Annotated in this window: 15 protein-coding genes and 1 pseudogene; 5 read left to right on the top strand and 11 right to left on the bottom strand. The window is 60.5% G+C overall.

Annotated features, from left to right (window positions below; all coding sequences use genetic code 11):
• Positions 1–5 precede the first annotated feature (5 nt).
• Both BSG20_RS03395 and BSG20_RS03390 read right to left on the bottom strand, forming a co-directional pair.
• On the bottom strand, positions 6–365 hold the full coding sequence (locus tag BSG20_RS03395) for a nuclear transport factor 2 family protein (protein WP_037114966.1): 360 nt from the start codon (positions 363–365) through the stop codon (positions 6–8).
• Between the two features lie 100 nt (positions 366–465).
• Positions 466–1,461, bottom strand: a complete 996-nt coding sequence (locus tag BSG20_RS03390) for an aldo/keto reductase (protein ID WP_072371799.1) — start codon at positions 1,459–1,461, stop codon at positions 466–468.
• Between the two features lie 128 nt (positions 1,462–1,589).
• Here BSG20_RS03390 and BSG20_RS03385 point away from each other — a divergent pair, with 128 nt between their 5' ends.
• Entirely contained in the window at positions 1,590–2,480 is an 891-nt protein-coding gene (locus BSG20_RS03385; protein ID WP_072371796.1) for a LysR family transcriptional regulator, read from the top strand.
• 43 nt (positions 2,481–2,523) lie between these two features.
• Here the strand turns inward: BSG20_RS03385 and BSG20_RS03380 are convergent.
• Positions 2,524–3,000: pseudogene (locus tag BSG20_RS03380) on the bottom strand (YciE/YciF ferroxidase family protein).
• A 144-nt stretch (positions 3,001–3,144) separates the two neighbouring features.
• On the opposite strand from BSG20_RS03380, the gene BSG20_RS03375 reads away from it, so the two are divergent.
• Positions 3,145–3,762: a hypothetical protein gene (locus BSG20_RS03375; RefSeq protein WP_072371793.1), complete on the top strand. Its 618-nt coding sequence runs from the start codon at positions 3,145–3,147 to the stop codon at positions 3,760–3,762.
• Here the strand turns inward: BSG20_RS03375 and BSG20_RS03370 are convergent.
• Both BSG20_RS03370 and BSG20_RS03365 read right to left on the bottom strand, forming a co-directional pair.
• Complete coding sequence (locus tag BSG20_RS03370) at positions 3,752–4,195, bottom strand: GNAT family N-acetyltransferase (RefSeq protein WP_072371790.1); 444 nt, start codon at positions 4,193–4,195, stop codon at positions 3,752–3,754. The genes BSG20_RS03375 and BSG20_RS03370 overlap by 11 nt on opposite strands.
• Before the next feature lie 12 nt (positions 4,196–4,207).
• Positions 4,208–5,155, bottom strand: a complete 948-nt coding sequence (locus BSG20_RS03365) for an aldo/keto reductase (RefSeq protein ID WP_072371788.1) — start codon at positions 5,153–5,155, stop codon at positions 4,208–4,210.
• A 181-nt stretch (positions 5,156–5,336) separates the two neighbouring features.
• Between BSG20_RS03365 and BSG20_RS03360 the strand changes: the two genes are divergently transcribed.
• Entirely contained in the window at positions 5,337–6,323 is a 987-nt protein-coding gene (locus BSG20_RS03360; protein WP_072371785.1) for a Gfo/Idh/MocA family protein, read from the top strand.
• A gap of 3 nt (positions 6,324–6,326) precedes the next feature.
• On the opposite strand, the gene BSG20_RS03355 is transcribed toward BSG20_RS03360, so the two are convergent.
• Genes BSG20_RS03355 through BSG20_RS03340 form a run of 4 tightly spaced genes read right to left on the bottom strand, consistent with a single transcriptional unit; the run spans position 6,327 to position 8,811 of the window.
• Complete coding sequence (locus BSG20_RS03355; RefSeq protein WP_083539870.1) at positions 6,327–6,713, bottom strand: hypothetical protein; 387 nt, start codon at positions 6,711–6,713, stop codon at positions 6,327–6,329.
• Positions 6,706–7,068 carry a DMT family transporter gene (locus BSG20_RS03350; protein WP_072371782.1) on the bottom strand — a complete coding sequence of 121 codons (363 nt, stop codon included), beginning with the start codon at positions 7,066–7,068 and terminating at the stop codon, positions 6,706–6,708. Before BSG20_RS03350 ends, BSG20_RS03355 begins: the two co-directional genes overlap by 8 nt.
• Positions 7,069–7,079: 11 nt before the next feature.
• Positions 7,080–7,784 (bottom strand): class I SAM-dependent methyltransferase, encoded by a 705-nt coding sequence (locus BSG20_RS03345; protein WP_072371779.1) that lies wholly within the window; start codon positions 7,782–7,784, stop codon positions 7,080–7,082.
• A gap of 28 nt (positions 7,785–7,812) precedes the next feature.
• Positions 7,813–8,811 (bottom strand): glycosyltransferase, encoded by a 999-nt coding sequence (locus tag BSG20_RS03340; protein ID WP_244541260.1) that lies wholly within the window; start codon positions 8,809–8,811, stop codon positions 7,813–7,815.
• Positions 8,812–8,967: 156 nt separating this feature from the next.
• On the opposite strand from BSG20_RS03340, the gene BSG20_RS03335 reads away from it, so the two are divergent.
• Complete coding sequence (locus BSG20_RS03335; protein ID WP_072371773.1) at positions 8,968–10,809, top strand: hypothetical protein; 1,842 nt, start codon at positions 8,968–8,970, stop codon at positions 10,807–10,809.
• 3 nt (positions 10,810–10,812) lie between these two features.
• Here BSG20_RS03335 and BSG20_RS03330 read toward each other — a convergent pair whose 3' ends face one another.
• Positions 10,813–11,049, bottom strand: a complete 237-nt coding sequence (locus tag BSG20_RS03330) for a hypothetical protein (RefSeq protein WP_072371770.1) — start codon at positions 11,047–11,049, stop codon at positions 10,813–10,815.
• A 114-nt stretch (positions 11,050–11,163) separates the two neighbouring features.
• Positions 11,164–11,427 (bottom strand): spike base protein, RCAP_Rcc01079 family, encoded by a 264-nt coding sequence (locus BSG20_RS38770; protein ID WP_072371767.1) that lies wholly within the window; start codon positions 11,425–11,427, stop codon positions 11,164–11,166.
• 59 nt (positions 11,428–11,486) lie between these two features.
• Between BSG20_RS38770 and xseA the strand changes: the two genes are divergently transcribed.
• A complete protein-coding gene (xseA, locus tag BSG20_RS03320; protein WP_072371764.1) occupies positions 11,487–13,076 on the top strand; it encodes an exodeoxyribonuclease VII large subunit in 1,590 nt (529 codons plus the stop codon).
• The last annotated feature ends 57 nt before the right edge of the window (positions 13,077–13,133 follow it).

The raw sequence follows: 13,133 nt of genomic DNA, 5'->3' as shown, positions 1-13,133 counted from the left end.
CGTTTCTATGTGTGCAGATAGTAGAGCTTGTTGACGATCATCCAGCGGCCTTCGATTTTCAGCATCGACAGATAGTCGGTGAAGAGCATTCCGGCGAAATTGTCGCTGACCTTCACGCTCGCTGCATCGCCGACGACGTCAAGCATCTGGATGTCCATATGCGGCTGCGTTCCGGGTGGTGCCGAGCCTTCGGCGACGATTGCGGCAATGAATTCTTCCCGGTTCAGCCACTCGACGGCATTTTCGTAGTGCCCGATGATGGCGCATTGCGGATGAAAGGCCTTCCGCAATGCAGCTTCGTTGGCGAAGGTCATGCCTTCGACGTAGAGATGAACGACTGCTTCGATTGCTTGCTGGTCCGACATGCATCACCTCGCCAGAACATGTCCATAGCATAGTGCAGGGACTGCTTGCGGCAAGGTCGCCGAAGGAATGCGGCATGCGTTTGAGGCTTCAACCTTTCGATTAGAGGTTGGTCATCGCGAGTGACCCATCCGAGTAGCGCTTACCGGCGATCTGATCGAGCGGAATGGCGTCGCTCAGCTCGGCCAGTTCGGATGCGCTGAGTGCGATGTCCGCTGCCGCGGCATTTTGCTCGAGATGATGGAGCTTGCGGGCGCCGGGGATCGGCACGACGTCGTCTCCCTGGTGTAGCACCCAGGCGAGGGCAAGCTGCGCGGCCGTCACGCCCCTTTCCTCCGCGAGCGTTTCGAGCTTGGCCACGAGCGCGGCGTTCGCGTCGAAATTGCCGGACTGGAAGCGGGGCAGCTGACGCCGGAAGTCGTCGACGCCGAGATCCTCCGGCTTTTTTATCGAGCCTGTCAGGAAGCCGCGGCCGAGCGGGCTATAGGGTACGAAGCCGATGCCCAGTTGGCGGCAGGTGTCGAGAACGCCGTCTTCGGGATCGCGGGACCAAAGCGAATATTCGCTCTGCAGGGCCGCGATCGGGTGGACCGCATGCGCACGACGGATCGTGGCGCTGTCGGCCTCCGAGAGACCGAGTGCGCGAACCTTGCCTTCCCGCACCAGCTCCGCCATGGCGCCGACCGTGTCTTCGATCGGCACATCAGGATCCACCCGATGCTGGTAGAAGAGGTCGATCGTCTCGACGCCGAGGCGCTTCAGCGAAGCCTCCGCGACCCACTTCACGTTTTCCGGGCGGCTGTCGACACCAGTCATTGCGGCCGGTCCCGATTTCTCCGGATCGAGCTTGAAGCCGAACTTGGTGGCGATGACCACGCGGCCGCGCACCGGCTTCAACGCCCGGCCGAGAAGCTGTTCATTGATATAGGGACCGTACACTTCGGCCGTATCGAAGAAGGTGATGCCGAGTTCGACGGCGCGGTGCAGCGTGTTGATCGCCTCGTTCTCGTCGCTTGCGCCATAGGCGAAGCTCATTCCCATGCAGCCGAGGCCGACGGCAGAGACGGTCAGATCGTTTCCGAGTTTGCGGGTTTTCATGCGAAGGCTCCCTTGTCGAGCGAAGTTCAAACCCCGGTCGATACCGGCGGCACCGAAGTAACGTAGCGCCCGATCAATCATCAAAAAATACGTGCAATATATAACAGGCTGTTCTAACTGTTGGATCAATGAACCGGACACAGCTTGCCCAACTCGCCGTTCTTGCCGCCGTTTCCGAACGGCGAAGCTTTCGCGCAGCCGCCAAGGAATTGCAGATCGCGCCTTCTGCTGTCAGCCATGCGATCTCAAGCCTTGAAGAAAGCCTCGGCGTCCGGCTGCTGGCGCGAACGACACGCAGCGTGGCGCCGACCGAGGAGGGACGCCTTCTGCTGCAGCGCCTGAAGCCGGCGCTGGACGAGATCGCGATCGCGCTGGAAGCCGTCACCGAGGCCGGCGGAAGACCGGCTGGCAATCTACGCATCACTGCCCCGCGCTTTGCCTCGGATATCCTTCTTGCGCCGCGGCTCGGCGAGTTCCTGAACCGCTATCCCGACATCACCCTCGAGATCGCCAATGAGGATGGCTTCACCGATATTGTCAGGGAAGGCTTCGATGCCGGGATCCGGCTGGAGGAGAGCCTTGAGGCGGATATGATCGCAGTGCGGGCCTCGCCCAGCCTGACGACGGTGATTGCGGGTTCTCCCGAGTATTTCGGGCGGCATCCCAAGCCTCTGCATCCTTCCGATCTCGTCCATCATCGCTGCATCAAGCGGCGCTTCACCAATGGTGCGATCTATCGCTGGGAGTTCGAGAAGGATGGGCAGGAACTCGTCGTTGCCGTCGACGGGCCGTTGATCGTCGCCGAGGACAGGCTCGCGTTGATGGCAGCACTGAACGGCGCCGGGCTCGCTTATCTCTTCGATCTGCGTGTCGAGAACGAACTGGCAAGCGGCAAGCTCGTCCGCGTGCTCGAAGACTGGTGTTCACCGTATCCGGGGCCGTTCATCTACTATCCCAGCCGACGCCAGATGCGGCCCGCTCTGCGCGCCTTCATCGACTTCTTCCGGTATATCGGCTGACGGGGAGTGACGCCACAGGCATTCATTCCCACCTGATCGACAATCAGGCGGCGGCCTTCTGGTTTGCGGCTGTTGCTGCAAACTGCGACAGCGTCTTGTCCGTTGCCGTTTCTTCCTGCAGCGTCTCGTCGAGCAGGGCGACGACATCCTTCTTGCCGAGGTCTTCAGCGTGCCGTAGCGGGCGATCTCGTAGTGCTCCACCGCCTGCGCCAAGGAAATGAGACCGGCATCGATAGCCGCCGACCCTTTGAATTCTTCGATGATCTCTTCGCCTTCGGCAATGATGTCTTGGATAGCCTCGCAGGTCTTGCCCTGAGCGCGCCTGCCGACCGAAAACCTCCTGCGGGCGCTCGACATGTCCCTCGGTTTGCTCCCGATGCTTTTCGAACCCGGCCTTCAGCTCCTTCGATTGGGCAGCACGGGCCATTTTCCGCAACGCGCGCAGAATCTGCCGTTCGGCAAAGCAGATATCTTTCAAGGTATCGTAGAACAGATCGGCAAGGCTCTTTTCTTTAGCCATTGTCTCAATCCTTGCTGTGTGGAGAACCGCGGCGCGCAGATGTCAGAGGAATGATAAGAGAAAGCTAATTGTTCCGGTCTTTTCGGGTGGTGCCGATCACCGATGAAGGCAGACTGAGGCGCGTTCAACCAACGGGAGCTGTTCGTGAAGAAACCAGGATCGATGAAGGGCTTGGAAGAGCTGGGACGCGCGCGTCTCTCGAAGAATTTCTTCCTGCGCGACTTCCTGCATTCGGAAATTGCTGATTTCTATCGCATTCCAAACATCCCGGATAATCCGGAGCTGGCGATCGAAGCCGGAAGGCGGCTTTGCGAGGAACTGCTGGAACCGCTGCAGGCGACCTTCGGCCGGTTGCATATCCGCTCCGGCTATCGCTCCGCTGAGGTCAACCAGTTCGGCAATCGCAATAATCTCAATTGCTCGTCAAACGCGGCGACGAGCGCTGACCATATCTGGGATGTTCGCGACTTCGATGGCTGCATGGGTGCCACCGCCTGCGTCGTCGTACCGTGGATGGTCGACAACTACAGGAATGAAGAGGACTGGCAGCGGCTCGCCTGGTGGATTCACGACCATCTGCCCTATGCCTCGCTCTGTTTCTTTCCGAAGGTCTGGGCTTTCAATATCCAGTGGCACGAGCGGCCGCGGCGCGTGATCCAGAGCTATGTCAGGCCGCGCGGCATCCTGACCAAGCCCGGCATGGAGAATTGGGAGGGCAACCACGCGCACTACTATGAGGGCTTTGCACCGCTCAGAAATTGATACGGTAGCGAATGTGCCCGTCGCTCTCGACGTAGCTGTCGTAGAGCGCCCGCGCCGTCTTGTTCTGCTCGCTCGTGTGCCAGTAGAGCCGCGACCAGCCGTTTTTCCTGCAGAGCAAAACGAGGTCGTCCATCAATGCCCGGCCCACGCCCATGCCGCGGGCGTTAGGATCGACGAACAGGTCCTCGAGGTAGCAATCCTTGCCGCGGATCCAGGTGCCTTCGTGCGTCAGGCAGACCGTGAAGCCCATGACCCGGCCGTCCACGTCAGCCACGCGCATGAAGATCGCCGACGCCGGATCGAAGACCCGGCGCCACGTCGCATCGGTGATGTCGGCATCGACCGTGACTTCATAAAAGGCGAGGTAGCCGGCCCAAAGCTCGCGCCAGCGCGCCTCGTCCTCGGGTCTCGCGTCGCGGATCGTCACGGTCATCGTTTCCTCCCGTCAGGCGCCGGCCTTGTCGAGCAGCGCCATCGCGTCGGCAGACAGCGCAAGCGTCACCGACCGGGTCAGGCTCTCAAGCTGGGACAGGCTGGTAGCACTGGCGATCGGCGCCGTCACGCCCTTCTTTCTGAGCAGCCAGGCAAGCGCAATCTCGGCCGGCTTGGCGCCCGTCTCCACAGCCACCTTGTCGAGCGCTGCGAGGATCCGCAAGCCCTTGTCGTCGAGGTATTGAGCGACGCGGCCTTCGCGGGCACGGCCTTCCGTGTCAGCCTTCGTGCGGTACTTTCCGGAGAGGAAGCCAGCGGCCAGGCTGAAATAGGTGATGACGCCGATTTCTTCCTTGACGCAGAGATCGGCCAGCGGCCCCTCGAAGCTTGCGCGTTCATAGAGATTGTATTCCGGCTGGATGACGTCATAGCGCGGCACGCCGGACGTCTCGGCCGCATCGAAGGAGGCCCGCAGCTGCGCAGCGTCCAGGTTAGAGCAGCCGATCGCGCGGATCTTGCCCTGCCGCTTCAGCTTGGCGAAGGCGCCGAGCGTTTCCTCGTAGGGCGTGTTCTCATCGGGCCAGTGCGAGAGGTATAGGTCGATATAGTCGGTCCGCAGCCGGCGCAATGAATCTTCGACTGCTTTCAGGATGTAGCTCTCCTTCAGCGACTTGCCCTGTCCCATGTCGGAGCCGACCTTGGTGATGATGACGGCCTTGTCGCGGGAAGCCTTGCCGCGCTTCAGCCACTTGCCGATGATCTCCTCGGAATCGCCGCCCTTGTTGCCGGGCACCCAGGCCGAATAGACATCAGCCGTGTCGATTGTGTTGAGGCCAGCGTCGAAGAAGGCGTCGAGAATGTCAAAGGAGGTCTTCTCATCGGCGGTCCAGCCGAAGACGTTGCCGCCGAAGACGATCGGGGCGATCGAAAGGCCAGTTTTTCCAAGACGGCGCATATCCATGGCGCTCTCCTAAAGTGCTGAATTGATTGAAATCGCTGACGCGGCAGAACACCGCCGGGGATTAACCTAGCGCGGCGACGGCCAGATGGAAACCAACTCCGCGAATTGTGATCGCGCCATTGCGCGGCAGTCGTCGCCTCACTAAGGTGCCCGAAAATCGAACCAGGAGAGGACCCAGGCTATGCTGCGTTTTGGTATTCTTTCGACCGCGAAGATCGGCCGCGAACTCGTCGTCCCAGCTATCCAGGATGCGGATAACTGCGTCGTGACGGCTGTTGCCAGCCGCGATCTGGCGAGAGCGCGCGAGATGGCGGATCGTTTCTCCGTTCCCCACGCCTTCGGCTCCTACGAGGACATGCTGGCCTCCGACAAGATCGATGCAGTCTATATCCCGCTGCCGACGTCGCAGCACGTCGAGTGGACGATCAAGGCCGCCGATGCCGGCAAGCATGTGCTGTGCGAAAAGCCGATCGCGCTCAAGGCCGATGAGATCGACAGCCTGATCGCTGCCCGCGATCGCAACAAGGTCCTGATCACCGAAGCCTACATGGTCACCTATGCGCCGGTCTGGCGGAAGGTGCGCTCGCTGATCGCCGACGGTGCGATCGGCACGCTTCAGCATGTTCAGGGTGCCTTCACCTATTTCAATCGCGACCCCGGCAACATGCGCAACATTCCGGAGCTCGGCGGCGGCGCCCTTCCCGATATTGGCGTCTACCCGACGATCAGCACGCGCTTCTCGACGGGCAAGGAGCCGCTGCGCGTACAGGCGCTCACCCGACGCGATCCGGAGTTCGGGACAGACATCTATTCCAGCGTCAAGGCCGACTTCGGTGACTTCGAGCTGAGCTTCTATATCGCCACCCAGCTTGCCAACCGCCAGGTCATGGTGTTCCACGGCACGGATGGCTTTATCGAGGTCAAGTCGCCGTTCAACGCCGACCGCTGGGGCGCCGAGGAGATCGAGCTCACCAACCGCAGCCACAATGAATCAACGATTTTCCGCTTCCCGGATAGCCGGCAATACAAACGCGAAGCCGAAGCGTTTGCGCGTGCAGCCAAGGGCGAGAAGGAAGAGGTCGTGACGCTGGAGAGCTCGAAGCTCAGCCAAAAATTCATCGACGCGATCTACCGCGCCAGCGAGAAGGACGGCTGGGAAACTGTCTGAGGTTTATTCGCCGCGGAGGACAAATCGCAGGTAGCCGAAGCAGCCAAAGCCTAGCGAGGTGACCGAGGCAAATGTCATCGCCGCGAGTGGCTGCAGCGATGGCGAAATCGCGATCAGCGAGGCGAACAGACCGTAGTTCAAGAGGACGGCGATCGTCAGGATGGACGCGACACCAGCGTCGCTGACGGCCAATCTGCCGCCAGTGGTCACGTTGCTCCAACGCAAAAGAGTGCGCATTACGATGAGCGCAGCGAGCAGGCTGAGAGCACGCGCGATGAAAGGGCTCAGTGCGGCATGCAGCAAGAGGTAGAGTAGAACGTCCGCTGCCGCGCCGACGATCGACAGTGCAAGGAAGCGCCAAAACAACGCACAGCGCGCGCGCTCAGCCATTGATCGCCAGCATACCCGCAATGATAAAGACTGCACCTATCGCGTAGCGAAGCGTCAGGGCTTCGCCGAGAAAAACCTGCGCCAGCAAAGGCACGAAGCAGAACGTCAATCCCATGAAGGAATAGGCCATGGTCAACGGCACGGCCTTGAGGACATAGATCCAGATGATAGTGCCCAGACCGTAGAGGAGAAGCGCCGCGACCAGCACGGGGTTGAGAAACAGCGCGAGCAGATTGCGTACACTAAGTTCACCGGCGGTCGCACTTGTCATTTTGAACAGGACCTGGCCGGAGGCGATGAGCAGCGGCGTGCCGATAAGGCCGAGCCAGTTGCTGACTGAAAGGTTGGAGAGCATGAGGCCGTCTTTCAATTCGTAGCTTGCCTGTCTTCCATATAGAAGATGTCACGCCCGATATCTTCGCAGACAAATGTCGGGGGGACCGGGTGAACGGCTCTCAGAAACGAATGCGTATACGGGAAGAAGTTGAAATGCGGGTTGAATGTGTAGCGATATTCGCGCTCCCGCGGCACGACGATGATGAGCTGCCGCTTGGCAATACGGCGCAGTTCGGCGATGGCTTGCCGATAGTCGAGAATATGCTCGATGACGTGCGTGCAGATCACGGTATCGAATTCGCCATCGGCGAAAGGCAATCTCTCCACCTTGGCGGCCACGTATTCGATGCCGGCAAGCGAGGATGCATCATCGATCACGAAATCCACCCCGACGAGCCGGGCAAGGTTTGGATGTGCCGACTGGATGCGGCTCAGCAAGGCTCCGGTCCCGCAGCCGACGTCACATACGCTTTCGCCTTCGATCGATCCCACAATCCGGTCAATGCATGCTGCGGAATTGTCGGTCCCTTCGTGAACACGCGGATGATTGCGGTAGAGTTCGGCATATTCCTCCGCCGAAAGGAATGGCGCCCGTTCGCGAAATCTCGCAAGGTGACTGATATGATCACCCCAGACACGCTTCGCCGCCCAGCGAAAAACGCCGGAGTCCCGCAAAAATGGCGGCAGAACGTCTTCGAGAACGTAGCGAATTCGGTTCGTGGTTTCTCTGTTCATGAAAATTATACCGTGTCACGCTGAGCAATCATGCGATGCGAGCCGTCTTTTTGTGTGGGGCAGTCGTACGCTCGGTCGTCGTCGATCCGTTGCTTCTGGCCGCGACGTTCAGATAGAAAATGCGAAGCTGTTCTGAACGCGAGCGCGCGACGGAATCGAGAATGAGACCTGCGGTGAAGACCATGAATGAGATCATCATCAGTGCCATGGACAAGACCCAGGTCGGCATCCGATTGACGAGGCCGGTTTGAAAATACTCCATCAGCACGGGTGCCATGAAAGCCGTGCTTGCCAGCATGAAAAAACCGCTGATGATGCCAAAGAAGGCGAAGGGACGTGTCTCCTTCATCAGCATCGCGAACATCCAGAGGATCTTAGCGCCGTCCTTAAACGTGGAAAGCTTCGAATGAGAGCCTTCAGGCCGGCGGCCGTAATCCAGCTCCAGTTCGCTGACAGGCAGCGTCAGCCGTGATGCATGAACCGACATTTCCGTCTCGATCTCGAAGCCTGCCGAGACGGCAGGGAAGCTTTTGACAAAACGACGCGAAAAGACGCGATAACCCGAGAAGATGTCGGTAAAATCCGTGCCGAAGATTGTTCGGTACAGCATGTTGAAGATCTTGTTGCCGAAGGCATGTCCCTGTCTGCCAGCGTCGGCATGGACGCCGCGTCGCGTGCCCACCACCATGTCGGCGCGCTCGGTCAGCAGCGTCCGGATGAGCTCCTCGGCGTCCTCGGGTGAATACGTCCCGTCGCCATCCGCCATGATGTAGATATCGGCGTCGATGTCGGCGAACATGCGCCGGACAACATGACCTTTGCCCTGCCGCCGTTCGCGCACGACGTGGGCGCCCGCGAGCATCGCGTGGAGCGCGGTCCCATCCGTCGAGTTGTTGTCGTAGACATGAACGGGGGCACCCGGTAGCGCGGACTTGAAGCCCCGGACAACGGCGCCGATGGTCGCGGCCTCGTTATAGCAGGGTAAGAGCACGGCAATATTCAGATTGTCGATACGCGATCCAGTCATGATCACACCCGTGGCGAAGAAATCCGCACAAGAATAGATGCCGGCCGTTAACAAGTAGCTATGAAGCCCGCGAAAGCCGCCTGTCAGCAGGGCTTTTACGGTTTCTTGACAGGAGAGCAGTAGCATCTTGCTACTCTAAACGGTGAGATCCGCTTCATGACGAATGTTGCCCAGACGGTCGATGTTTCCACATCTCCATCGTCGATCGCAAAGCTGCGCGCCTTGATGTCCGGGCTATGGCCGTCGGTGCTTCTTTACAGCGCCCTCCTAGTTGCCGCGATCCTTGCCCTGAAGCTGCCCGGCGCGACCGATTATGTCGGCGCGGACAATGATGACGGCATGCGGCTCGTCGAAGTGCGCGATTTCCTGAGCGGGCAGGGCTGGTTCGACCTGATGCAATACCGTATGGGGCTGGGCGAGGGCACCCTGATGCACTGGTCCCGCCTGATTGACCTTCCAATCGCGACCCTGATCAGATTTTTCGACTTCTTTTTGCCGCACGGGCGGGCAGAGGCGCTTGCGCTGGCCGTCTGGCCGCTTTCACTGACCGTCCCCAGCCTGTGGGCCATGGGGCTTGCCGGCCGCCGCGTCGGCGGCGAATTCGGAATGCACGTCGCGCTGGGCTTGACGGCATTTCTGCTGATCCCCAGCAACCGCTTCCTGCCTGGCGCCATCGACCACCACAATGTCCAGTTCGCACTTGTCGCGATTATGGCCGCGATGCTACTCGACGAAGACCATCGAGCGCTCAGCTATGCGGCCGCCGGATTGGCGGCGGCCACTGCAATTGCGATCGGGGTAGAGACGACGCCCTTGGTGGCGGCAGTGTGCATCGTCGTCGCTGTCTCATGGGCGTGGGAAGGTGAGCCGTTTGCGCACGCGGCCAAGGCTTTCGGGCTTGCATTGGCTCTATCCATCAGCCTATTTTTCGTTGGCACCGTCCCGCCGCGCCTTTATTCGGCGGTCACCTGCGATAACCTGTCGCTCGGCTACTACAGCCTCGCGGCGATCGGTGGCGGGCTGTTGCTCGTTGCCGCCACTTTCGCAAGCAGAGGAAGGCGGTTGCTGCGATTTGTCGCTTTGGGCGGGATCGGCGCGCTCGTCCTCGTCTCCGTCATCACGATCGCTCCGCAATGCCTCCATAATCCGCTCGCTGACCTCGATCCCCTTCTTGTCAAGCTCTGGCTGGACGGCGTTCAGGAGGCGCAGTCGATCCTTGCCCTCAATCGGCAGGACCCGTTTACGCTAGGCTTCTACTATGCGACCGGCGTCTTCGCACTTGCCACCTGCGTGTTCCGCCTCGTTTACGGCGACCGTGTGCGGGTCCATCTGGTTCTGCTTTTCCTCCTCACCGTGAGTTGGGTAATCGCCGCTTTTCAGGTGCGCGGCACTATGTTTGCCAATCTTCTTGCGATTCCGCCGCTGACGTTGCTGATTATCGACATGCGCCGGATATCGGCCAGCGACAGCGACGATGTCGCGGCCGCCTTCTGCTACCTTTCCACCGTTCTCATGAGCGTGGCGACGGTTTGGGGGCTCGCAGGAGGGCTGATCGGTATGCAGGTTGAGAACGGCGAAAGCATTCTGAAAGCGGCGCCCGCAAAACCGTCCTGCTCATCGAAGTCGTCCCTGGCGCCATTGACCGACGTGCCGGTGGGGCTGGTGGTCGCGCCGTCGGACGTGGGTGTCTCGATTCTCCGCTTTACGGAAAACCGGATCCTGGCAGCGCCGTACCATCGAAACCAGGGTGGCATGCTCACGGAAATGCATATCGGCCTGTCAGAGCCACAGGAAGCCGAGGCTTTCCTGAAGGGAGCTGGCGTCACGGTTCTCGCCTTCTGCGCCGACAATCCGCAGACCAGGGAACTTGCGAAAATAAAGCCGGACGGTCTCTACGCTCAACTCGCGAAAGGCGTCGTTCCGGCTTACCTGAAGCCCATGCCGACGCCCGAGGGCGCGCCTGTTCGGTTCTTTCGCTACGTGCCCACCGGTTCGTAAGATTTACACGAAGCGTCGGCGATCGCGGATGCGATCGAAAGCGTAGAGGCCGAGAAGGCAGATCAGAAGGCCGGAGTCATAGCAGACGATGGCGGCGGCTAGGTCGAGAACGGATGTCGACGAGACCCAAGCTGCGCCGGCATAGGCGACGCAGACGAGGCAGCCGACCAGCACCATCGAAAAGATCGAGCGCATTGGCGCGGTAACGAAACCCAATGTTGTGGCCGTCAGAGCGATCATCCGCATCTCCTGATTCACCTCAGTATAGCGTGTCTATCTTGTCGAACAATTAATCGAGCGGTTTCTTACCGTTTTCCCCATGTTCGCAATCGGCACAGTTGCGTCCAACGGGCACTAAGTCAGCCCGAGAGTGCTCTGCGCGGTGGTGCCGGTGGCATGGACCCGGGAAATCCGCAGCGGCAGCAGCGATCCGTCGGGGATGGAGGGAAAGGAAAGAGCCTGCCCCGACGCCTTGGTCACGACCAGGTCTGCGCCGATGCCGATTGTGGTCTGCCCGGGGAAAATGGAGAGGTGATCGATTGTCGGCTTTGCTGATCTGTCAACCTTTGATGCTGAATGAAAATAGCTTGACCGCCGATTTTGGTTACGGGAAAGCACAAAAAATCGTGCCGGCTTTGGAGGCTGCTCTTTGCTGCCTCATCGGGTAGAACAGGATTATGAGCAACGTCTTTGAGAATGATTCGCCGAGCAATCTTACCGAGTACTCGGTTTCGGAACTTTCCGGCTCGATCAAGCGCACCGTCGAGACTGCCTTCGACCAGGTGCGCGTGCGCGGCGAGATTTCCGGATACAGAGGTCCGCACTCTTCCGGGCACGCCTATTTTGCCTTGAAGGATGATCGTGCCCGCATTGACGCCGTCGTCTGGAAGGGCACCTTTTCCAGGCTGAAGTTCCGCCCCGAAGAGGGGATGGAGGTGATCGCCACCGGCAAGGTGACGACCTTTCCGGGCTCGTCGAAGTATCAGATTGTCATCGAGACGCTGGAGCCGGCCGGCGCCGGCGCGCTGATGGCGCTGATCGAAGAGCGCAAGCGCAGGCTTGGCGCCGAAGGCCTCTTCGATCAGTCCCGCAAGCGGCGACTGCCGTTCATTCCCAGGGTGATCGGCGTCGTGACCTCGCCGACGGGCGCCGTCATTCGCGACATTCTCCACCGCATATCCGATCGCTTCCCCGTTCATGTCATCGTCTGGCCGGTAAAGGTGCAGGGTGAGGGCTCCGGCGAGGAAGTCGCCAACGCCATCAGAGGCTTCAACAGCTTCGAGCCACGCGGGGAAATGCCGCGTCCGGACGTCCTGATCGTCGCGCGCGGGGGTGGTAGCCTCGAGGATCTCTGGAGCTTCAACGACGAAATCGTGGTGCGCGCCGCCGCCGAGAGCCAGATTCCGGTGATCTCGGCCGTCGGCCACGAAACGGACTGGACGTTGATCGACTATGCCGCCGACGTGCGCGCGCCGACGCCGACCGGTGCGGCTGAGATGGCGGTTCCCGTGAAGGCCGAATTGGAGGCCCAGACGGCGGGGCTTGCGGCGCGCCTGCAGGGTTGCATGAGCCGCCGCATGGATCATCATCGCCAGTCCCTACGGGCTTTGATCCGCGCTCTGCCCTCGTTGGATCAGCTGTTGGCCCTGCCGCGTCGCCGGTTTGATGAGGTCGCCGCCGGTCTCGGTCGCGGCCTCGAACTCAACACGATCAACAAGCGCGGCAGCTTGGAGCGGACTGCCGCACATCTGCGGCCCGATGTTCTATCGAACCGCATTGCAGAGCGTCGCCAGTACCTGAACGAAAGGATGACGCGTGCCGAGCGGACGATCGAGCGCCTCATCGATCGCTCGAAATCGCGGGTTGGCCGTGCCGATGCAATCTTCACCACGCTGCCGACGCGCCTGAAGACGCAGACCGCTCGCTTGCGCGATCACCTCACCAATCTGTCGCGTCACGCCGACACAGCGGTGAGGCACCAGCTAACGCGGGCACGCGGCGGGCTCACGGCCCAGGACCGCATGCTGCAGTCGTTGTCTTACAAGAACGTGCTGAAGCGTGGTTACGCCGTTATCAGGGACGACGAGAACAGGCCCGTGTCGCAGGCTGCAACTATCTTATCCGGCATGAGTATTTCGATCGAGTTTGCGGATGGTCACGTGGGTGCGGTGACCACCGAAGGAGGCCCCTCCTCTTCCACGCAGAGGAAGCGGACGGCGAAGCCGCAAGAGGAGCGGGCGCCGCCGAAACAGGGCAGTCTCTTTTAGGTTAGCCGCTGGCGCTTCGAACCGGGCGATGGCACCATTGAAATGCAACATACGCGT

Source organism: Rhizobium tibeticum, assembly GCF_900110205.1.
Lineage (GTDB): Bacteria > Pseudomonadota > Alphaproteobacteria > Rhizobiales > Rhizobiaceae > Rhizobium > Rhizobium tibeticum.
Note: the sequence above shows the minus strand (reverse complement) of the source record. Positions and strands in the feature narration are given on the sequence as shown.

Coding starts and splice junctions, on each gene's coding strand:
- BSG20_RS03395 (WP_037114966.1), bottom strand. CDS start 365: ATGTCGGACCAGCAAGCAATCGAAGCAGTCGTTCATCTCTACGTCGAA.
- BSG20_RS03390 (WP_072371799.1), bottom strand. CDS start 1,461: ATGAAAACCCGCAAACTCGGAAACGATCTGACCGTCTCTGCCGTCGGC.
- BSG20_RS03385 (WP_072371796.1), top strand. CDS start 1,590: ATGAACCGGACACAGCTTGCCCAACTCGCCGTTCTTGCCGCCGTTTCC.
- BSG20_RS03370 (WP_072371790.1), bottom strand. CDS start 4,195: ATGACCGTGACGATCCGCGACGCGAGACCCGAGGACGAGGCGCGCTGG.
- BSG20_RS03365 (WP_072371788.1), bottom strand. CDS start 5,155: ATGGATATGCGCCGTCTTGGAAAAACTGGCCTTTCGATCGCCCCGATC.
- BSG20_RS03360 (WP_072371785.1), top strand. CDS start 5,337: ATGCTGCGTTTTGGTATTCTTTCGACCGCGAAGATCGGCCGCGAACTC.
- BSG20_RS03355 (WP_083539870.1), bottom strand. CDS start 6,713: ATGGCTGAGCGCGCGCGCTGTGCGTTGTTTTGGCGCTTCCTTGCACTG.
- BSG20_RS03350 (WP_072371782.1), bottom strand. CDS start 7,068: ATGCTCTCCAACCTTTCAGTCAGCAACTGGCTCGGCCTTATCGGCACG.
- BSG20_RS03345 (WP_072371779.1), bottom strand. CDS start 7,784: ATGAACAGAGAAACCACGAACCGAATTCGCTACGTTCTCGAAGACGTT.
- BSG20_RS03340 (WP_244541260.1), bottom strand. CDS start 8,811: ATGACTGGATCGCGTATCGACAATCTGAATATTGCCGTGCTCTTACCC.
- BSG20_RS03335 (WP_072371773.1), top strand. CDS start 8,968: ATGACGAATGTTGCCCAGACGGTCGATGTTTCCACATCTCCATCGTCG.
- BSG20_RS03330 (WP_072371770.1), bottom strand. CDS start 11,049: ATGATCGCTCTGACGGCCACAACATTGGGTTTCGTTACCGCGCCAATG.
- xseA (WP_072371764.1), top strand. CDS start 11,487: ATGAGCAACGTCTTTGAGAATGATTCGCCGAGCAATCTTACCGAGTAC.